Origin of the sequence: Citrobacter europaeus (assembly GCA_020099315.1) — a bacterium.
Taxonomy (GTDB): Bacteria; Pseudomonadota; Gammaproteobacteria; order Enterobacterales; family Enterobacteriaceae; genus Citrobacter; species Citrobacter europaeus.
In genome coordinates, this window is the sequence record CP083650.1 from 2,446,492 (window position 1) to 2,466,077 (window position 19,586).

Below are 19,586 nucleotides of genomic sequence, written 5' to 3' on the forward strand. Positions count from 1 at the left end.
TCAGTATACGTTAACGAGAAAGATTTTCTTTCCTGCGTCGCAATTTCTTCTCAGTCGTTAATACCGGGGGAGGGTGGCATTCTGATTTCACAGGATGAGGGGGCTGCCTTCTCATCAATGACAATCCAATGAATGTAAAGAGGTTAGCGATGAACGCATCTTTCTCCGGTAAAAAACTGTTAGTGGTCGGCGGTACGAGCGGTATGGGTTTCGAAACGGCGAAACTGGTTCTGAAAAATGGTGGCAGCGTGGTGCTGGTTGGCAATCGTCAGGACAAGGCTGAACAGGCCCGTCAGGCGCTTTCTGCTGATGGTCAGGTCTCCATCATCGTTGCTGACCTGATGAAAGAAGAAGGCATGCAGCACGTTATTAATACTATCAACGCGGAACATAAAGACATTAGCCTGCTGGTGAATGCAGCGGGTGTGTTCTTCCCGAAACCCTTCGTCGACAATGAAACGTCTGACTACGACATGTATATGGACATTAACCGTGCGACCTTCTTCATTACCCGCGACGTGGTGCGCAATATGGTAGAAGCCGGTATTAAAGGTTCAATCGTTAATATCGGTTCAATGTGGGCGCAGCAGGCCATCGGTGCCACTCCTTCTGCTGCTTATTCCATGGCGAAAGCCGGTCTGCACGCACTGACCAAAAACCTGGCGATTGAGCTTGGCGAAAAAGGGATCCGCGTGAATGCCGTTTCTCCGGCCGTTGTTCACACGCCGATTTACGAAGGCTTCATTCCGAAAGACGACGTGAAGGACGTGATGAACAGCTTCGACAGCTTCCACCCGATTGGCCGTGTGGGTACCCCGGTCGATATCGCGGAGACCGTTGCCTTCCTGCTTTCTGACAAGACTGGCTGGGTCACCGGCGCCATCTGGGATATCGATGGTGGCGTGATGGCTGGCCGTAACGCCTGATGACTCTGCCGCACGTGGGCGACCGCGTGCGGCACTGGAGTACTTATGCAAATCCAGACCGCAAACTATGACCTTGTCACCACATGGCAGGGGGGCATGGCCAGCCGCACGCGCTGCCAGTCTATGACGGGGGACAAGCGTCAAAGCCACGTTATCGATTCAGATGAACCTGTCGCGCTGGGTGGCGAAGGGCGGGCGCCCGGCCCTCAGGATCTGATGCTGGCAGCTTTTAACGCCTGCATGACGGCCGCCTTTGTTCAGGAAGCCATTAGTGCGGGCATCACGCTGACCCATCTTGATATCGAGACCCGCGGTGAACTCCTGACTGGAATGCCCCTTATCTGTAAAAAAAACACTGATGCCTCTGTTGGCAGGCTGCAGTATGCCATTCACGTCAGCGGGGAAGGGACGGCCCATCAATTCGAATGCGTCCATCAGCAGGTCATTAAAGCCTCCCTTAACCGTTGGTTATTGGCTCAGAACATGACGATAGAGGGTGATTTGATTCTTATCTGACGCTCCCCGCTCTTTGACCGGTGAATTTAAGAATAAAAAATATCGCGCTATGCAGGTCGTGGCCCCCGGCGTGCTGGAAATGACGGAGCAGCCCATAACGACGCAGGCTGGCTGCTATCGTTTTGTTGTTGTAGACCGGGAGCTCATTCGCAAGTCGTGGCGCACCATACCGTTGTTTTGCATCAGTGAATGCCCTGAGAACTGCGGCATCACAGGCCAGAAGGAAGTGCTGTCGCGTGTTTATCTGATGACGCCGGGAGCACCAGGCGCACCAGCCTCTGCGGGCCACGCGCAGCACCCGACACATGGCTTTGATGCTGAACCCAGCCTGATGCTTTTCGATACAAAGGAGCGAAAGTATCTGCAGCAAAAGATATTCTGATTTCCAGGCTGTGTACGGGGTATGGTGTCAGACCTGATGAGGCAAGACGAGTAAAGGAGTTAGCTAAATATCCCGTGATATGCAGGATGCTATGTCGGGAGAGCGAGTGAACTTGGACGAGTTTTATTCGCGGTCCAGGCAGTTAGTGGCTGGCACATGCGTAGGTATTGGACAGGGGCACATTGTCATTCAGGAGAATATCTACGACTGAGTGATCATTGATGAGGCGGCGCGCTCGATTGCAAGCTGGGGCATTAAACCTCATATATAGTATTGTTATGAACAAAGTAGCCGACAAACATAACGTCCAGCAAGAAGAAGATGGGGGATGGGTAAGTGTATGATTAATCGTAGTCTGCGGCCAATTATGAACTAAATGTACGACAGACCTAATGCAAGAAAAGGGAGGTATCTCAAAATTCACAACATGCTGATTTCTGTGGCTGAACCAGATATCCATGAAGTAAAAGATCTATGGAGGTTAAATTTAACTTATGTTGTGCGAAAACTCAGTTCATAAGAAACGCATGTCATAACTCATTGCTTTATTGAGTATTTTTAATGTAAATCTAACCTCAATTCAAGATCACTTCATGAACTACTTAGTATTGTTAACGGGGCATGGTGCAGGACATCTCATCAACGAAATTGCTCACTTGATGGAGCATGTTGATGACGGGATGGTAGTCTGTATACACCTTCATTGAGTTTCGATGTCCATAACCAACTAATATTGAAAGGTCAAAAACAGCCGTCACATATAATCGATTTCACCGGGGGAGGCAGGGCAGTCAAGAATTTACTAAAGCTTACCGGCTGACTTTCTCAGCACAGTAATATCCCTCTTGGGTGATTGCCCGAACATCCGCGTATATTCCCGGCTGAAATGGGACAGGCTTTCGTAACCGACAGCATAGGCTGCTGTGGTGACATCGTAATGTTCATTCAGCATCAGTCGCCTGGCTTCATTGAGGCGCAGCCATTTCTGATACCGTAGCGGGCTCATGCCCGCAAGCTGCCTGAAGTGTTGGTGGAAAGAGGGCGTGCTCATTTGCACCCGACCTGCCAGTTCTTCTACGCGTAAAGGTGATGCAATATTGGTCTTTAACCAGTCAATAGCTTTACCGATACGGTAACCATGGCCGTCTACTGCTGCAATCTGTCTGAGATGATCGGACTGATCGCTCATCAAAAGCCGGTAATGTATCTCTCTTTTAATCAGCGGCCCGAGAACAGGAATGGCTTCAGGCTCGTCAAGTAAAGAAAGCAGACGGCAGAAAGGCTCCAGCAAAACATCAGTAATAGTTCCTATACCGACACCCGTTCCCGCGTCTCGTTTTTTAACCGGCGGCAGGCTTCCCTGTGCAATTAATTCCATCAGTACGCGCTGGTCAAGTTTATAGGCTGCGCCCACGCAGGGACGGGATGTCGAAGCCTGTAATATTTCCGAGCTGGCTGGCAGGTCAAGAGAGGTGATCAGGAATTTTTCCGCATTGTATTCGTAAGGTTCACCACCAACCCACATGATCTTCGCGCCATCGGCCACCAGAACGATACTGGGAGGGACAAGGCAGCTTACCGGAGAGGCGGGTTCGTTTCGGCGGAACAATTCGAGTCCTTCTACGGCTGTAGGGAAATCACCGGTGCAGGGAGTGCGCTGAGCAATATCGACCGAAAGTTCACCCAGTAGTTTTTCAACCGACTTGTCAGAAATCATTCTGTAATGCCTCACATTTGTTATGTCTTTTGACGTTAACAACTTAGCAGCTATGAAAATTGAAATATACGCTTTGAGATCAGGTTCAGAGGATCAGGCAAATAATGCAGAGTATTTTAATAACACCTTCCATTAAACGAACTCAAAATAACAACACCGAAATGAGGCTTTGTCCTTTAAGCCAGGGATTACCGCGAGCAAATTTAACCCGTTCAGGTTAAGGGCATTTTTAACTGCCAGACAGGTTATCCGGAGGAAAATACGTGAAAGAGTTTACTTTCTACAACCCAACCCGAATCGAATTCGGTTCCGGAAAAGAGGATACTATCGGTGTACACATTGCCAGTGCTGGCGCACGTAAAGTCCTGCTGTGCTACGGAAGCGAACGTATTAAACGAGAAGGCCTGTTCGATACGGTCAGCCAGAATCTTGCCGATAACGGCATCGAGTATATAGAACTTGGCAGTATCGTAAGTAATCCGGTGATATCCAAAGTCCGTGAAGGAGTGGAACTGGCGAAACGCCATAACGTGGACGCTGTCCTGAGCGTTGGAGGCGGCTCCGTACTTGACAGTGCTAAGGCTATTGCGGCCGGTGCACATTATAATGGGGACGTCTGGGATTTATTCGTTAGTAAAGGCGAGCTTTCCTCTGCTTTACCTTTGTTTGCCATTCTTACTCTGGCCGCAACGGGAAGCGAAATGAACCCGTATGCCGTTGTCACCAATGAAGAAACACATGAAAAATTATCGTTCGGTAACGACTACACGCGTCCGGTGGTATCCGTACTGAGTCCGACACTGATGGCGGGCGTCTCCCGCGATTACCTAGTCTATTCTGCCGCTGATATCATTTCACACCTTATCGAAGTGTACTTCACTGCAACAGTTCAGCCTGAAATTCAGTCGCGTCTGGTTGAAGCACTCCTGAATACGGTAATTGAAACCACACCAACGCTCATCGCCTGTCCGAATGATGAGGCTGCGCGTGGGGAATTTGCCTGGGCTGCAACCCTTGCTCAAAACGGTTTTATCCTGTCAGGCTGTGCCGGATTCAGTTATCCGAATCATGCAATCGAGCACTCTTTATCCGCACTTTTCAACGTCCCGCATGGGGCAGGGTTGTCCGTTGTTATGCCCGCCTGGATGAAATGGTACAAAAACCGAAATACACCGCAGTTTGAGCGTTTCGCAAAATATGTGTTCGGACTCAGTTCGGCAGACGACGGCATCGCAGCGCTTGAGAAGTGGTTCGAAGAAATTGGTACGCCAACACGTCTTGAACAGCTGAACATCAGGGAAGCAGATCTGCCCGCTATCGTTGAGAACGTCCAGATCAATGTCAAAGCGTTTGGTATTGCCAGTGATTACCCGCCGGAAGTTGTAACTGAAATGCTCATGCATGCTGTCTGAAACATAACCCTCAACATCCAATGAAAGGTTTTAAAATCATGAAGGTAAAATCTTCAACGCACTTTTTTAATGGCGCAATCCTTGCCGGAGCGATGGCTCTGATTTCAACAGAAGCGGCGGTCGCCCAGCCTGCACAAGGCACACCAGATTCTTCAGTCCGACTGGTTCAGACGTGGGATAAAACTTTCCCAAGGAGCGAAAAAGTGGATCATCAAAAAGTTACTTTTAAGAACCGTTACGGCATTACACTTGCCGCTGATGTATATCTTCCTAAAGATCGCGGGAACAAGAAGCTTGCTGCGCTTGTGATTTCCGGGCCATTTGGCGCGGTAAAAGAGCAGGCCTCAGGTCTCTATGCTCAGACCTTAGCAGAGCGCGGATTCGTGACGCTGGCATTTGATCCGTCTTATACCGGTGAAAGCAGCGGTGAACCCCGCAATATTGCTTCACCTGATATTAATACCGAAGACTTTATGGCCGCAGTCGATTTCATTGGACTGCAACCTTATGTGGATCGTGAACGTATCGGTGTCATCGGTATCTGCGGCATGGGTGGGATTGCCCTGAACGCAGTTGCCGTGGATAAACGCGTAAAAGCGGTCGTTGCCAGCACCATGTATGATATGAGCCGCGTGATGTCGAAAGGCTACAATGACAGCGTAACACCGGAGCAACGCGAACAGGCGCTGGAGAAGATGAGCCTCCAGCGCTGGGAAGATGCGGCAAACGGCAAACCTGCATACCAGCCAGCCTATAATAAATTGAAGGGCGGTGAAGCACAGTTCCTGGTGGACTATGCGGACTATTACATGACCAAACGCGGCTATCATCCACGAGCCGTCAACTCTGGTAACTCATGGTCCGTGACAACGCCGATGCCCTTCATGAATTTCCCGCTCATGACCTATATTAAGGAAATTTCTCCGCGCCCGATCCTGTTCCTCCATGGCGAAAAAGCACATTCGCTTTATTTCTCCAAAACAGCTTATGAAGCGGCAAATCAACCAAAAGAGCTTCTAATTGTTAAAGATGCCACACATGTCGATTTATATGATCGTATGGATAAAATCCCGTTCGATAACATCACTGCATTTTTTAACAAAAATCTTAATAAGTAAGCCATAGCACCATCCGATGTTTTCAGATGTAGTGTCTGCGCGACATGCAAGAGAAAAAAGCAACCGTTTATGAAAGAGGAGAGGTTTATGTTCTGGAACTCTGAAGTATTAACAAGAATAGATGCTGCCGATGACCTTAAAATCGCTCCGTATCATCCCGATATGAATACGACCGGTACGCCGACATGGATTTGGGAAGTGCAGGTGGATAACCGACTTTTCGTCCGAGCCTATAATGGTACCAGTTCAAAATGGTATCAGGCTGCATTGTCCCAGCAAAAGGGTAAGATACTGGCTATTGGACAGGAGTTCGACGTCCTGTTCGCAAAACCATCAGACCTTAAGCTTGAAAGTAAAATTGACCTGGCTTACCTGAAAAAGTACTCCGGCAGCAGCTATGTTTCCGTAATGACAGGGACTCGCGCCAGAGCGGCAACGATTGAGATTTTACCTTCGTGATTTGCTGTAAAAGCGATACTGCGTGTTCTGTGAGGCAAAATCTGCCTGTAAAACTTTAATTTCCCTGATACTGGAGACAAGTATGAAATCACTCTTTCCGGGCTATCCTGTTAAAATGCTGGCGCTTTTTCTGCTGGTCTTAGTGATGCCACTAAAAGCGGCCATCAGTAAAGAGAAAAGCCCTATAAGAACACTTGTAATCGTTTCTCATCCGTATCCGGAGCGGTCCGTTATGGTTAAAGGGCTACAGCAGGCGGCTGAGAGCGTTGATGGAGTGACTGTTCGTAACCTTGAAACCCTCTATGGTTTTGATACACGCAAAATAAACGGTGATGAGGAAAGGCGTATTACACGCGAAAACGACAGGATAGTGTTTATCTTTCCCACTCACTGGTTCAATATTACCCCAATGATGAAATCGTATATGAATGACACATGGGGTAGCGTTGGCCCAGATTTATGGAAGGGTAAGGAAATGCTTATTGTTACTACTGCTGCCGGTAACGACTCAACTTACGGAAAAAATGGCAGAACAGGTACAGAGCTTGCCGATATTTTCACACCCATGAAAGCCAGTGCATTACATGCAGGCATGACATGGCTACCACCTCTAGTTTTCCAGGGGGTAAGTGCGAGCCAGTTGCCTGAATATCAGCGCCAGCTCATCGAGCGCCTGTCAAAGTAAGATATCTTACAACATTATTGAACGCCTTCTTAATTGAAAGCGTTCAACTCGGAAGCTAAAAGAACAGCGCGAGCAGGCTCTCGAACAGATGAGTTTTCAGCGTTGGAAAGATGCGGATAACGTCAAACCAGCTTATTACAATAAATTGAAGGGTGGGGAAGCACAATTTCTTGTAGACTTTGCGGACTACTATATGCCTAAGCACAGATATCATCCACGTGCCGTCAACTCAGGAAAATGATGGCTGAGAAGGTGAGGGTTTTAGAATTTTTTTCGCAGGCCTATAATACCTCACACTTTTGTAACGCTTACGATACCACCATGGCATATGGCTATGTTAATAATCTCAGATGGTTGAGAACTATGCCTCTTATGAGTTCGATTTTAAGCTGCAGCCGTTTGTTGCCTATAACTCGCAGAAAGGGAGAAATATTGGTTCAAATCCTACTGTGACCAGCACACCGAAAAATATCTCGATATCGATGCTACTTACTACTTCAACAAAAATATCAACATTGTTGTGGGTTTCAACGTAATCAACAACCGCGAAATGATAAAAAGGCAAAGATTTTGAATTCCCTTTGCCCTTTTTTCAGAACGATACCTCTTTTGTGATATCAACCGATGCGGTTGATTACATCATTGGCTGCTCCCAGGAGCCCCGGGTATTCACACCGGCTTCCAGAGAAAGCTGTTCGATTGTGGCGATTTCAGCCTCTGTCAGTTCTAAATTCGCTGCAGATGCAGCATCGGCGATATGGTGGACTTTAGTTGCGCCAATGATCGGCAAAGTCCCTTTGCCGATTGCCCACGCAATGGCAACCTGGGCAACGCTGGCACCTTTCTTTTCACCAATCGTTTTCATCGCATCGGTCAGTTTTTGCAGTTGCGGTAAAACTTTATTATAGGTTTCAGCACGCCCGCTGCCCTCTGGCATTGGGTTCTGAGGGTTGTAACGGCCACTCAGTGCCCCCTGCTCAAGAACCATATAGGCAAAGAACTGAATATCATGTGCTTTGCAGTAATCCAGAATGCCGGCATTTTCCGAATCGCGATAAAGCAGGCTGTAATGGTTCTGAACCGCGCTGACAGCAAAGCCCGCTTCGCCCAGAATGGCATTGGCACGCTGGATCTGAGCCAGATTATGGTTGGATACGCCAACACGCTTCACTTTGCCACTTTTGAGCAGTGGGATGAGGCCCGGGGTCCATTTTTCAACGTCAAAGGGATTGTGGATCCAGTAGATATCAATGTCATCCACGCCAAGACGCTTAAGACTGTCTTCAAGCATGGCTTCGACGGGTTTTTCCTGTTTTAAATCAGCAATCTGGGGCGTAAATTTTGTTGAAACAATAATCTCTTCACGCGGGTATTGTCGTACAAGTTTCCCTACAGCTTCCTCTGAGCTTCCCATGCCATACACTGCAGCCGTATCCCATAAATTCAGTCCGGCCTGCATTGCGGTGTCAAACACGTCTTTCATTTGTTCGTCAGACAAGCTGTTGCCGAAAACGGTATCTCCACCCGCAAATCCGGTCCCCCATGACCACGTGCCCAAGGCAATTTTTGGTAACTTTTTCATCTATCAACTCTCCTGTGACGAAATGAGTGAAGCAATATAACCCTGAGGATATTTACAATAATGTATTCTCAGCAGGATCTTCTGAAACCGATACGCGTATGTATTGATCCGGAGTGCATAACGAACAGGGCATCTCAACGCGCGGAATAAGTATATACCGTGCATTAAAAACGTTTAGGGCATGCATAGTTGATTTATAATTAACATAACGTTAAGAATCTATGCCGGTTTAACGGCTGTTTTTTTGCGGCAACATATTAATGTACCCTGTGGGCGACTGACTTCGGAGCAACTACGTAACGGAAGGAGACGGAAGCGCAGTCATCAGTATGAAAACAGTTAATCCGGGATTTTACCCCGGCAGGGGGAACGGCTTGATCATCAGTCACCGGATTTAACCGGTGAACTGGTGGATTAAGAATAATGTTGCAGTTCATCCAGTGAATAATGAATGGATTCATCCTGTTTAAATGCGGCCAGTAAATACTCCACCGTCGCTCTTACGCGCGGCGCAATGAGTGCGCGATGTGGATACTGGATAACCAGTTCGTAACTGCCCGGATCATGCTGACCTAACAACACCGTTTTGAGTTTTCCGCTACGCAGACTTTCCAGCGCATGATGCACGCCAACCTGAGCGATCCCCATGCCAAGGCACGCGGCCTGGATCTGCGCTTCAGGCGCAGACAATGTGAGCACAGGAGAATCGGGCTCCATTGTGGTCAGGCTGCCATCATTCATCCGAAATCCCCATGGGGTTAACTTACCGCCAAGAAACCGGCGGGCGATAAGATTATGACGTTTCAGATCTTCCGGTATCCGGGGAGTACCGTGAGCCTCAAGATAGTCTGGTGATGCGACTAACACCATACTCAACCGGCAGACCGGACGGGATACAAGAGATGAATCAATGATACGCCCCCCCCGGATGGCTAAATCATAGTTATCCCTGACCAGGTCAACGACCCTGTCATCAAAATCGACCTCCACGGACAGCGCCGGATAACGGGTACGAAGACCCGGGAGGACAGGTATAAGCTGATCACGCCCGAATGCGGCACTCGTCGAAATGCGTACATGACCACTCGTTTCCATCTTTCTGGCAATAACCGTGTCAACGGCAGTATCCAGCGCCTCAATAGCGATTCTGGCCTGTTTCAGAAAGACCTCCCCCTCTTCCGTGATACTGAGCTTTCGGGTCGTCCGGTTCATCAAGCGGATCCCGAGCGCCTGTTCCAGGCTCGCGACATTCTTACTTACTGCCGCAGAACTGATCCCCAGCGCCCGTGCGGCTGAGGCAAAGCTGCCAGCATCGCTGGCCTCCACAAAAGAAAGGATCGCGCGTACGCGTTGAGAGAGTTCCATAAGTCATTGTCCTTTATTGCCAGAAAAGTCGTTCAACATCGTCGTTTCCTGCACTTAATGTTAAGAGGAGGCTCATCACTGTCGAGCAGAGCGTTAAGAATACGACGAACATTATCATACCTCACCTCTTAGATAAGCGGCGTACACCAGAGAGCATATGAGGTTACGTTCGCACAAAAGAGAAAAAAACAGGTGTAATTTAGCGGGAGACGATTCAGGCCACAGACCACAGCGGACGCATATTCCTGATATAAATAAGTTACCCTGTTAATTAGTGTAAGAATGAACTGTCTAAGGCAGTAATTTTATTATCTTTACTTAAACTTACCATTCTGAGCTTTGTAGCCTAAAAAGAAATAATGATTATTAACTTGTAGTTGATTATGTATCAACCAGCGTCAGCGTTTACCTGACATAAAAACTGCTGCATACTCCTTTCCGTAAACTTAACCATGGTCTGATGTCAGAATGTCGTCAGAGCATAATAATAAAATCACATAACACACCATAATTATCTCCCGGCCCTGCCAGGATGGTGTCATTTTCTTTATAAACTGCCTCCCGGGCTTAATATTGATGAGGAATACCTTATGAAATCACTGAAAACCATTATCGCGGTACTGGTTCTGGCTTTTTCTGCACACCAGGTTAATGCTGCCACACAGGTTGCACATAACACCAGTAATGTAAAACAGGGTGTTGTTTCGGTAACGGGCGCATCAACAGTCGATGAGGCTGTAAACAGTCTTTCAGAAAAAGCAGATAAACAGGGTGCCACCGCATTCAAAGTCATTTCTTTGGGTGGGGATAATAAGTTATTTGCGGTTGCTGAAATCTATAAATAACAGACCTGATGGAGAAGGCGGTAATGATATTGAACTTACCGCTCCTCTCCGGGCATCCCTGCAGCTTTTTCACAGGAAGTGCTATGGTAAAACTTGAGAATATCATCGATGAAATCATCTTATGGATTGATACCAACATACATAAACCTATCCGTATTGATGATGTCGCGGCACGTGCTGGTTATTCTAAATGGCACCTTCAGCGCGTGTTTATGCAGACCATGAATATCACCATGGCCTGTTATATCAGGGATAAAAAATTATCACTTGCCGCACACGACCTGCAACACACTCACGAAAGCATCATATCCATTTCAATGAAATATGGATTTGAATCTCAGCCTGCATTTACCCGCTCTTTTTCCCAGAAATATCATGTGCCACCGGCACAGTACCGGCGTTTATCCAATATCTCTGAACGCCCTCAAAACAAACATTAACTGTTTACCAGGGTTCTCCTCAATGTCCATTTTCTTTATTAAACGCCCAATTTTCGCCTGGGTGCTGGCTATCATTGTCATGCTGGCCGGGATAATCGCTATCCTTAAACTGCCCATCGAACAGTATCCAGATGTCGCTCCGACGGCCATTCAGATACAGGTCAATTATCCGGGAGCCGATGCGGTGACAATGCAGAATACGGTGACCCAGATCATTGAACAGAATATGACGGGTCTGGATGGATTGATGTATATGTCATCGACAAGTGATTCATCAGGGGCGCTACAGCTGACGTTATCCTTTGAAAATGGTACTGATGCTGATATTGCACAGGTTCAGGTGCAGAACAAATTACAGGTTGCCACACCGTTACTGCCGCGTGCGGTTCAGCAACAGGGCATCACGGTGCGAAAATCTTCAAGTGCCTTTTTTCAGGTTATCAGCTTTTTTGATGAAACCGGCCGGATGTCCATGGATAAGGTTGCCGACTATGTCGCGTCAAATATCAGGGAGCCTGTCAGCAGGATAAATGGCGTCGGGAACACAACTCAGTTTGGCTCGCCTTTCGCCATGAGGATCTGGCTCGATCCCAATAAGCTTAACAGCTATCAGCTGACCCCTGCTGACGTGTCAAGGATGATTGGCGTTCAGAATGCTCAGATCCCCGCAGGCCAGCTCGGAGGAGCCCCTTCTGTCAGTGGCCAGCAACTCAATGCCTCTATTATTGCGCAGACACGTCTGACTTCTCCGGAAGAGTTCGGGAATATCCTGCTTAAAGTAAACCCTGATGGCTCAGAGGTGAAACTGCATGATGTAGCGCGCGTGGAGCGCGGTGCAGAAAATTATCAGTTTGTGGTCAGCGCCAACGGTAAACCCGCGTCCTCGCTGGGGATCCAGCTGGCGAGCGGGGCCAATGCGATTGATACTGCACAGCTCATCAAAGACAGGCTGGCAGAGCTTGCGCCGTTCTTCCCTCCGGGATTAAAAGTCGTCTACCCCTATGACACAACCCCGTTTATCAGCATATCGATTCAGGAGGTGGTAAAAACGCTTCTGGAAGCCATCGTGCTGGTCTTTCTCGTCATGTATCTTTTTTTGCAGAATTTCAGGGCCACACTGATCCCGACCATTGCAGTCCCTGTCGTGCTGCTGGGGACATTCGGCGTACTGGCAGCGTTTGGCTACTCCATCAATATACTGACCATGTTCGGCATGGTGCTGGCTATCGGGTTACTGGTGGATGACGCTATCGTTGTGGTTGAAAATGTCGAAAGGGTGATGGCAGAAGAGAATGTGGGGCCACGAACCGCTACCCGGCGATCGATGACGCAGATACAGGGGGCGCTTGTCGGGATTGCGATGGTATTGTCCGCGGTTTTTGTCCCGATGGCATTTTTTGGCGGCAGTACCGGCGTCATTTACCGCCAGTTTTCCATCACCATTGTCTCCGCTATGGTTCTGTCCGTTCTGGTCGCCCTGACCTTAACCCCGGCGCTCTGCGCGACACTGCTGAAACCCGGTCACCGGCCAGCACAGCGAGGACTGTTTTACTGGTTTAACCGGATATTCAGCAACAGCAGTGCCCATTACTCCCGTTCGGTAGCGGCCATGCTGACCCGCACGGGCCGTTTTCTGTTGTTGTATGGCTTGCTGGTTATCGGAATGGCCATACTTTTTGTCCGTATGCCAACCTCATTTCTTCCGGCAGAAGATCAGGGGATTTTTGCAACCCAGGTGATCCTGCCCCCCGGTGCAACTCAGGAACGGACCCAGAAAATCCTTGATCAGGTGAGCCAGTATTATCGCGAAAAAGAAAAGCCGAATGTGCAGAATGTCGTCACCGTCAACGGTTTTGGCTTCGCCGGTCGGGGACAGAATATGGGCATTGCCTTTGTCGGGCTTAAACCCTGGGATGAAAGACGGGGGCCAGAGAATTCAGTGGATGGCATTGTCAGCAGGGCTACACAGGCATTTTCATCGCTTCCCGATGCGCTGATAGTACCGTTTAATCTGCCGCCGATCATTGCGCTTGGTAACGCAAATGGATTTGATTTTCAGCTGCTTGATCGTGGCGGTCTCGGTCATGAAAAACTGATTGAAGCACGAAATACATTGCTTGATAAAGCTCGCCAGCACCCGGATATACTCACCGGCGTACGTCCGAACGGAATGGAGGATATGCCTCAGTTCAGGGTCAGTATCGACCAGGCAAAGGCGTCGGCAATGGGCATTTCCCTGGAGGATATCAATACGACGCTCAGCACGGCATGGGCCGGAAACTACGTCGACGACTTTATCGATAACGGACGGGTCAAACGGGTATATGTCATGAGTGATGCTCCCTGGCGCATGCTGCCGGATGATATAGCTAAATGGCATGTAAGAGCGGTGAACGGTGCTATGGTTCCCTTCTCTGCCTTTTCTGCAGCCAGCTGGGCATATGGTTCGCCACGACTTGAACGCTATAACGGGATACCTTCTGTTGAAATTCTGGGGCAGCCGGCTCCCGGAAAGAGTTCCGGAGAAGCGATGGCTCTGATGGAGGAACTGGCGTCAGAGCTTCCGGAAGGAATAGGTTTTGACTGGACGGGGATCTCATATCAGGAAAGACTCAGTGGCCAGCAGGCTCCGGCGTTGTATGCCTTATCGCTGCTGATTGTCTTCCTGTGTCTTGCCGCTTTATATGAAAGCTGGTCAATCCCTTTTTCTGTCATTCTGGTAGTCCCCCTGGGTGTGGCCGGGGCCATACTGGCGACCCAGTTACGGGGGCTGAATAACGACACTTATTTCGTGGTAGGGCTGTTGACCACCATTGGATTGTCAGCCAAAAACGCCATTCTTATTGTGGAATTTGCTAACGATAAGATGATAAAAGAAGCCAAAGGGCTTACTGAAGCCACCTTGGAAGCGGTCAGCCTGCGTCTGCGGCCCATTCTGATGACCTCACTGGCGTTTATTCTTGGCGTTATGCCTCTGGCCCTGAGTACGGGAGCAGGTTCCGGAGCCCGTATCGCTGTCGGAACCGGCGTGATGGGGGGCATGGTGGCCGCGACCGTTCTCGCAATCTTCTTTGTTCCGGTGTTCTTTGTGGTGGTTCGCAGGCGTTTTCCGCCGATCCCGCAACGTGAAGACAGCGATCAGGATTAGACGCTGCGGGTATCAAAAATGGCAGGCTTTGGTGGCCTGCCGTAACCTTCGCAGCTGCACAGTTAGCACAACCTGTGCAGCTGATTATCAACTTCTGGTTATGCATCCTTCAACCATACCCCTCATTAAAGTTACCAATAAAAGCGCGCATACTTCACTCATCACGCGACAGTTTCGATTGTCGTGAAGTATAGGGAGCATGTAATGCAGAATTTTGAGTTTCATAACCCAACCCGGATAATTTTTGGCGGGCAAAGCACCGGAGCCATCAATAACCTCGTCCCTGTGGATGCCAGAGTCCTGATCCTGTCTGGCGGTCACAGTGCTGAGCGTAATGGGACGCTGTCAGAGGTCCGTCTGGCGTTAGCGGGGCGTGAGATTTATGAATTCAGCGGTATCGAAGCGAATCCGACCTGGGAAACATTAAGCCGGGCAGTGGCGCTTGCCTGCGACAAGCGAGTCTCTTTTTTACTGGCTGTTGGGGGGGGCTCAGTTATTGATGGCACCAAATTTATTGCGGCAGCGGCAAAGTATTCCGGACACTCGTGGAACATCCTGGCTGACGGAGGCAGCAGCGTGACGGAGGCATTACCCTTTGGTGTGGTGCTGACGCTGCCCGCAACAGGTTCAGAAATGAACTCCGCTGCCGTGATCACCCGAAAAGCAACGAAGACGAAAGCGGTTCTGCAGACCCCCTTTGTGTTCCCCCGGTTTTCCATCCTGGATCCGACCAGGACCTATACCTTGCCTGCCCGGCAGCTTGCCAATGGCATCGTTGATGCATTTGTACACGTCGCGGAACAATACCTGACCTGGCCCGTCGAAGCCCGGATCCAGGATCGTTTTGCCGAAGGAGTGATGCAGACTCTGGTGGAGATAGGCTCGAAAGTGGTACATGAACCCGCACAGTACGATTCCCGGGCAAATCTTATGTGGGCCGCAGCCATGGCACTGAATGGTCTGATTGGTGCGGGCGTACCTCAGGACTGGACAACGCATTATATCGGTCATGAGTTGACGGCGTTATATGAAATCGATCATGGGCGCACTCTGGCAATTATTCTTCCCTCTGTCATGGCGTTATATCGTGACCGTAAACGAGAAAAGTTACTCCAGTACGCATCACGGATATGGGGAATTGCGGAAGGTGATGAGAATGAAAGAATTGACCTGGCGATTCAACAGACACGGCGCTTTTTTGAAAGTCTGGGGATAAAAACCCGTCTTTCGGAATATGGGCTTGGACAGAATGCTGTCAACGCCGTCACTGAACAGTTAATAAAACATGACATGACCAGTCTGGGCGAGCATCAGTCAATTACGCCAGAGCAATGCAGAACAATTTTAGAAGCATGTATCTGATGCTTTTTTAAATATACAACCGGAGATCAGCATGGAAAATCAAATCCCAGCTTATTTTATCTTTGATGTGAAAATAAACGACCCTGAGTTACTGAAACCGTATCAGGAAAAGGTCGAAGCAAGTTATAAACTTTATGGCGGCACACTCCTGATTTTAGGTGGTAATGCAGAAACGGTTGAAGGTAAAGAACCTGACGGTATTTTCGTTATGCTACGCTTCGACAGCCGCGAGCAGGCTAAGGCGTGGCACAGTTCTCCCGAATACCAGGCAATCATTCATCATCGCCATGCTGCAGCGAAGACTCACGCATGGCTTGTAGACGGTGTACCAGAAACACCAACTAAATGAACGGAAGTTAATATAATGAAGACATTAGTTATTGTTTCACATCCGTATCCAAATCAGTCTACCGTGATCCAGGCTCTTCAGAATGCCGTACAGGATCTGAAAGACGTGACAGTCCGTAACCTGGAGTCGCTCTACGGAAATAAGACTGAATCCATTAATATTCAGGCTGAACAGGATGCCTGTAACGATATGGATCGTATTGTTTTCCTGTATCCGACACACTGGTTCAATCTGACGCCTATGCTGAAAGCCTATCTCAATCAGGTGTGGACATACGGATGGGCGTTTGGCCCCGGCGGTGAGGCGTTAAAAGGAAAAGAACTGCTGGTTGTGACCTCCGCCGGCGCGAGTGAATTTACCTATTCGCATGAAGGGTTAATTAAAAGCTCAATGGAGGAAGTATTGACGCCTCTGAAAGCAAGTGCCCTGTATGTAGGGATGAAATATGTTCAGCCGATTGCCTTTTTTGAGGTTGCGTCTGCTGACCAGGAAAAAATCAATCGTTTTCAGAAAACACTGTCAGACCGTCTGGCTGCCTGATACCAAATACTAGGAGGAATTATTATGTCGACCGAGAAAAAAATCGCCCTGATTACAGGTGCGAATAAAGGCCTGGGCTATGAGATTGCCCATAAACTGGGTTTACAGGGTATTACCGTATATGTAGGGGCACGTAATGAATCCCGCGGTAAAGCGGCCGTTGAGAAACTGATTGCGGAAGGTGTGGATGCGCGTGCAGTCCTGATTGATCTGGATAAAAAAGAAAGCATCGAACAGGCGGCTCAACTTATTGAAAAAGAACACGGCCACCTGGATATTCTTGTCAATAATGCCGGCGTAATTGATCCGCAGGACGGTGTGCCTTCAACAACCTCTGTTGATACCGTCAGACGGACGTTTGAGACCAACTTTTATGGTGCACTTGAGGTTACGCAGATTATGCTGCCGCTGATTAAAAAATCCCCGGCCGGACGTATTGTCAATATGTCCAGTGGTCTGGGTTCACTGGCCTTAAATGAAGATCCTTCGTGGGAATTTGCGGACACAAAACTGATTGGCTATAACGCGTCAAAAGCTGCACTTAATATGCTGACCGTGCAGCTGGCCTGGGAGCTTCGGGATTCACCGGTAAAAGTCAATGCAGCCAACCCTAACTTTACCGATACCGAACTCGTGCCTGGTGCAGTTGGCGGGCGACCTGTCTCTGAAGGAGCCAGAACCGCAGTTGAACTGGCACTTCTGCCATCTGATGGTCCTACCGGTGGCTTCTTTGAAGATGGTGAAGTTGTACCGTGGTAGAAAAAATTATTAAAAATTAATTATTAATTAACTTAACGACAGGGATGTTTTTTTACTGGCAAAGAAACACTTTTTATTACATGTGAAAAAGGAGATGTTATGAAAAAAGTTGTTTCCAGCATACTGTTCAGCCCGGTATTGCTAAGCAGCTACGTTATTGCAGCAGACATATCTGGCAGCAAAAGTCCAGTGAGTCTTAATACCAATGAAAATTCCGGGATCATTATTTCTTCAGGTCAGGAAAGAAAGACAACCCAGACGCCAGTGGCGCATTTTACAGGTCGTGTGTTCCTGGATCCTCTTTTTCTGAACCTTGCATCCCCTCAGCGTCTGAGCGGCTCAATGGTCACCTTTGAACCTGGCGCCCGTACAGACTGGCACACCCACCCGGTAGGGCAAACTCTCTATATTACCTCCGGAAATGGCTGGGTACAGGAATGGGGAAAGGCGAAAATTTCAGTAAAAGCCGGTGATGTCGTGAATTTTTTACCCGGTGTTAAACACTGGCATGGTGCCACCATGGACAGCATGATGAGCCATATTGCCGTTCAGGAAAAAAACGACCAGGGGCAGAATGTTGACTGGCTTGAAAAAGTTACCGAACTGCAATACACACAGAAACTGTCACAGGGGGAGAAATGAATAAGTCATCATTACTTATGCTGATAGCCACAACCACGCTTTCAGGAAATATCTCCGCCATGGAGGAAGATAAAACATCAAAAATTTATGCTAACCCAGCCAGAGAAAGCGTTGCTGAAGTGGCTCCCGCGCTCCAGGCCTATAGCCAGGCCTTCATTCATAATGATTTATGGAATCGTACTGAGCTGTCAAGAAGAGACAGAAGTCTGATTACCATGGCTGCGCTGATAGCCAGAAATGATACAACAGAATTACCGATGTATACCGAAATAGCGCTTGATAACGGCGTCAGTCCCGCCCAAATATCAGAAATGATAACCCATCTTGCATTCTACGCTGGACAGCCAAACGCCTACTCAGCAGCCGTAGCAATACGACCTGTTTTTAAGAAAAGGGGGATTAGGTCTGAGGATTTGCCAGGCAAGGATGTTAACCTGTTACCGCTTAATGCGGAGGTAGAACGTGCACGTGAAGCCGATGTCAATAAAGAATATGGTTCAGTGGCACCGGGAGTAATCAAATACACCACAGAGGCTTTGTTCAGGGAATTATGGTTACGCCCTGCACTGGCGCCAAGAGACCGAAGTCTTATTACCGTAGTTACTCTAGTCACTACAGGTAATGTCGGGCCCGTTCCCTATCACTTAAACAGGGCTATGGATAATGGGCTCGAACAGGAACAGGCTTCGGAAATACTTACACAGCTGGCATTTTACATTGGCTGGCCTAATACTTTTGCTGCAATGCCATATTTTAAGAAGGCTTTTGACGCCCGCAATCTGCGTTAAATTTTTACCTGTACGGGTTCTGTGATAAGTTTTTTACAGGGCTTTAATTATTAATTTATGAGCCTTCTGACACTGATCTTATCAGTCATTAACCATGACTGTCGGCAGGCTCTATTTTAAATAGAGGAAGTATGAATATTACTCTTCGTTATGTTCTTTTGGCATGCCTTTTGGGGTTAGGGATTACCTCAGCCAGTGCCAGTCAGCCTACCGCTAACGAAAAAAAACCAGCATACTATATTGCAGAGTTTCAGTTAACGGATGCTCAAAGTATAAAGCCTTACAGTCAGAACGTAGAGGCAACCTTTAAGCCGTTCAGCGGGCGTTTCATTGTTCGTGGAGGTAATATGGATGTTAAGGAAGGATTTGGTGCACAAGGGCGATTAATCATTATTAAATTTGACTCATTATCTCAGGCAGAAGCATGGTACAACTCACCAGAATATCAAAAACTGATTCCGGTGAGGCAGCGTTCAGGCAACACCAGAACCTACATTGTGGAAGGACTTCCAGAATAGTGATAATTCATTGAACAGAATTAATTACCATAA

Annotated in this window: 18 protein-coding genes and 5 pseudogenes; 18 read left to right on the top strand and 5 right to left on the bottom strand. The window is 48.3% G+C overall.

Going from position 1 to position 19,586, the window contains the following annotated elements; all coding sequences use genetic code 11:
* Positions 1-149: 149 nt before the first annotated feature.
* Both LA337_11520 and LA337_11525 read left to right on the top strand, forming a co-directional pair.
* Positions 150-926 (top strand): SDR family oxidoreductase, encoded by a 777-nt coding sequence (locus tag LA337_11520; GenBank protein ID UBI18271.1) that lies wholly within the window; start codon positions 150-152, stop codon positions 924-926.
* A 45-nt stretch (positions 927-971) separates the two neighbouring features.
* Positions 972-1,442: an OsmC family protein gene (locus tag LA337_11525; GenBank protein UBI18272.1), complete on the top strand. Its 471-nt coding sequence runs from the start codon at positions 972-974 to the stop codon at positions 1,440-1,442.
* An 88-nt stretch (positions 1,443-1,530) separates the two neighbouring features.
* Here LA337_11525 and LA337_11530 read toward each other — a convergent pair.
* Positions 1,531-1,791, bottom strand: a pseudogene (locus tag LA337_11530) (IS3 family transposase).
* Positions 1,792-1,793: 2 nt separating this feature from the next.
* On the opposite strand from LA337_11530, the pseudogene LA337_11535 reads away from it, so the two are divergent.
* A pseudogene (locus LA337_11535) lies at positions 1,794-2,035 on the top strand (hypothetical protein).
* A gap of 591 nt (positions 2,036-2,626) precedes the next feature.
* Here the strand turns inward: LA337_11535 and LA337_11540 are convergent.
* Positions 2,627-3,541, bottom strand: a complete 915-nt coding sequence (locus tag LA337_11540; GenBank protein UBI18273.1) for an AraC family transcriptional regulator — start codon at positions 3,539-3,541, stop codon at positions 2,627-2,629.
* A gap of 263 nt (positions 3,542-3,804) precedes the next feature.
* On the opposite strand from LA337_11540, the pseudogene LA337_11545 reads away from it, so the two are divergent.
* Positions 3,805-4,815, top strand: a pseudogene (locus LA337_11545) (iron-containing alcohol dehydrogenase).
* Here LA337_11545 and LA337_11550 read toward each other — a convergent pair.
* Positions 4,762-4,944: pseudogene (locus LA337_11550) on the bottom strand (hypothetical protein). The pseudogenes LA337_11545 and LA337_11550 overlap by 54 nt on opposite strands.
* A gap of 29 nt (positions 4,945-4,973) precedes the next feature.
* Here LA337_11550 and LA337_11555 point away from each other — a divergent pair.
* The 4 genes and pseudogenes from LA337_11555 (at position 4,974) to LA337_11570 (ending at position 7,450) form a co-directional block, all read left to right on the top strand.
* On the top strand, positions 4,974-6,071 hold the full coding sequence (locus LA337_11555) for an alpha/beta hydrolase (GenBank protein UBI18274.1): 1,098 nt from the start codon (positions 4,974-4,976) through the stop codon (positions 6,069-6,071).
* A gap of 87 nt (positions 6,072-6,158) precedes the next feature.
* Positions 6,159-6,530, top strand: coding sequence for a DUF2255 family protein (locus LA337_11560; GenBank protein UBI18275.1), 372 nt, complete (start codon positions 6,159-6,161; stop codon positions 6,528-6,530).
* 145 nt (positions 6,531-6,675) lie between these two features.
* Positions 6,676-7,215, top strand: coding sequence for an NAD(P)H-dependent oxidoreductase (locus LA337_11565; protein ID UBI18448.1), 540 nt, complete (start codon positions 6,676-6,678; stop codon positions 7,213-7,215).
* A gap of 61 nt (positions 7,216-7,276) precedes the next feature.
* Positions 7,277-7,450: pseudogene (locus tag LA337_11570) on the top strand (alpha/beta hydrolase).
* A 399-nt stretch (positions 7,451-7,849) separates the two neighbouring features.
* Here LA337_11570 and LA337_11575 read toward each other — a convergent pair.
* Positions 7,850-8,797: an aldo/keto reductase gene (locus tag LA337_11575; protein ID UBI18276.1), complete on the bottom strand. Its 948-nt coding sequence runs from the start codon at positions 8,795-8,797 to the stop codon at positions 7,850-7,852.
* 414 nt (positions 8,798-9,211) lie between these two features.
* Positions 9,212-10,162, bottom strand: coding sequence for a LysR family transcriptional regulator (locus tag LA337_11580; GenBank protein ID UBI18277.1), 951 nt, complete (start codon positions 10,160-10,162; stop codon positions 9,212-9,214).
* Between the two features lie 590 nt (positions 10,163-10,752).
* Here LA337_11580 and LA337_11585 point away from each other — a divergent pair.
* The 10 genes from LA337_11585 to LA337_11630 all read left to right on the top strand — a co-directional run bounded on the left by LA337_11585 (position 10,753) and on the right by LA337_11630 (position 19,553).
* A complete protein-coding gene (locus tag LA337_11585; protein UBI18278.1) occupies positions 10,753-11,007 on the top strand; it encodes a DUF1471 domain-containing protein in 255 nt (84 codons plus the stop codon).
* Between the two features lie 83 nt (positions 11,008-11,090).
* Positions 11,091-11,447, top strand: a complete 357-nt coding sequence (locus tag LA337_11590; GenBank protein UBI18279.1) for a helix-turn-helix domain-containing protein — start codon at positions 11,091-11,093, stop codon at positions 11,445-11,447.
* Between the two features lie 22 nt (positions 11,448-11,469).
* The gene (locus LA337_11595; GenBank protein ID UBI18280.1) at positions 11,470-14,595 is read left to right on the top strand and encodes an efflux RND transporter permease subunit; all 3,126 of its coding nucleotides are present in this window, start codon (positions 11,470-11,472) and stop codon (positions 14,593-14,595) included.
* Between the two features lie 204 nt (positions 14,596-14,799).
* A complete protein-coding gene (locus LA337_11600; GenBank protein UBI18281.1) occupies positions 14,800-15,957 on the top strand; it encodes an iron-containing alcohol dehydrogenase in 1,158 nt (385 codons plus the stop codon).
* A gap of 31 nt (positions 15,958-15,988) precedes the next feature.
* Positions 15,989-16,306 carry a DUF1330 domain-containing protein gene (locus LA337_11605; GenBank protein UBI18282.1) on the top strand — a complete coding sequence of 106 codons (318 nt, stop codon included), beginning with the start codon at positions 15,989-15,991 and terminating at the stop codon, positions 16,304-16,306.
* A gap of 15 nt (positions 16,307-16,321) precedes the next feature.
* Positions 16,322-16,846, top strand: coding sequence for an NAD(P)H-dependent oxidoreductase (locus tag LA337_11610; GenBank protein UBI18283.1), 525 nt, complete (start codon positions 16,322-16,324; stop codon positions 16,844-16,846).
* A 24-nt stretch (positions 16,847-16,870) separates the two neighbouring features.
* Entirely contained in the window at positions 16,871-17,605 is a 735-nt protein-coding gene (locus LA337_11615; protein UBI18284.1) for an SDR family oxidoreductase, read from the top strand.
* A 99-nt stretch (positions 17,606-17,704) separates the two neighbouring features.
* Positions 17,705-18,247 (top strand): cupin domain-containing protein, encoded by a 543-nt coding sequence (locus tag LA337_11620; GenBank protein ID UBI18285.1) that lies wholly within the window; start codon positions 17,705-17,707, stop codon positions 18,245-18,247.
* A complete protein-coding gene (locus tag LA337_11625) occupies positions 18,244-19,035 on the top strand; it encodes a carboxymuconolactone decarboxylase family protein (GenBank protein UBI18286.1) in 792 nt (263 codons plus the stop codon). Before LA337_11620 ends, LA337_11625 begins: the two co-directional genes overlap by 4 nt.
* A gap of 131 nt (positions 19,036-19,166) precedes the next feature.
* Positions 19,167-19,553 (top strand): DUF1330 domain-containing protein, encoded by a 387-nt coding sequence (locus LA337_11630; GenBank protein UBI18287.1) that lies wholly within the window; start codon positions 19,167-19,169, stop codon positions 19,551-19,553.
* Positions 19,554-19,586 lie beyond the last annotated feature (33 nt).

Coding starts and splice junctions, on each gene's coding strand:
- LA337_11520 (UBI18271.1), top strand. CDS start 150: ATGAACGCATCTTTCTCCGGTAAAAAACTGTTAGTGGTCGGCGGTACG.
- LA337_11560 (UBI18275.1), top strand. CDS start 6,159: ATGTTCTGGAACTCTGAAGTATTAACAAGAATAGATGCTGCCGATGAC.
- LA337_11580 (UBI18277.1), bottom strand. CDS start 10,162: ATGGAACTCTCTCAACGCGTACGCGCGATCCTTTCTTTTGTGGAGGCC.
- LA337_11630 (UBI18287.1), top strand. CDS start 19,167: ATGAATATTACTCTTCGTTATGTTCTTTTGGCATGCCTTTTGGGGTTA.
- LA337_11610 (UBI18283.1), top strand. CDS start 16,322: ATGAAGACATTAGTTATTGTTTCACATCCGTATCCAAATCAGTCTACC.
- LA337_11620 (UBI18285.1), top strand. CDS start 17,705: ATGAAAAAAGTTGTTTCCAGCATACTGTTCAGCCCGGTATTGCTAAGC.
- LA337_11540 (UBI18273.1), bottom strand. CDS start 3,541: ATGATTTCTGACAAGTCGGTTGAAAAACTACTGGGTGAACTTTCGGTC.
- LA337_11625 (UBI18286.1), top strand. CDS start 18,244: ATGAATAAGTCATCATTACTTATGCTGATAGCCACAACCACGCTTTCA.
- LA337_11615 (UBI18284.1), top strand. CDS start 16,871: ATGTCGACCGAGAAAAAAATCGCCCTGATTACAGGTGCGAATAAAGGC.
- LA337_11595 (UBI18280.1), top strand. CDS start 11,470: ATGTCCATTTTCTTTATTAAACGCCCAATTTTCGCCTGGGTGCTGGCT.
- LA337_11575 (UBI18276.1), bottom strand. CDS start 8,797: ATGAAAAAGTTACCAAAAATTGCCTTGGGCACGTGGTCATGGGGGACC.
- LA337_11555 (UBI18274.1), top strand. CDS start 4,974: ATGAAAGGTTTTAAAATCATGAAGGTAAAATCTTCAACGCACTTTTTT.
- LA337_11565 (UBI18448.1), top strand. CDS start 6,676: ATGCCACTAAAAGCGGCCATCAGTAAAGAGAAAAGCCCTATAAGAACA.
- LA337_11590 (UBI18279.1), top strand. CDS start 11,091: ATGGTAAAACTTGAGAATATCATCGATGAAATCATCTTATGGATTGAT.
- LA337_11585 (UBI18278.1), top strand. CDS start 10,753: ATGAAATCACTGAAAACCATTATCGCGGTACTGGTTCTGGCTTTTTCT.
- LA337_11605 (UBI18282.1), top strand. CDS start 15,989: ATGGAAAATCAAATCCCAGCTTATTTTATCTTTGATGTGAAAATAAAC.
- LA337_11600 (UBI18281.1), top strand. CDS start 14,800: ATGCAGAATTTTGAGTTTCATAACCCAACCCGGATAATTTTTGGCGGG.
- LA337_11525 (UBI18272.1), top strand. CDS start 972: ATGCAAATCCAGACCGCAAACTATGACCTTGTCACCACATGGCAGGGG.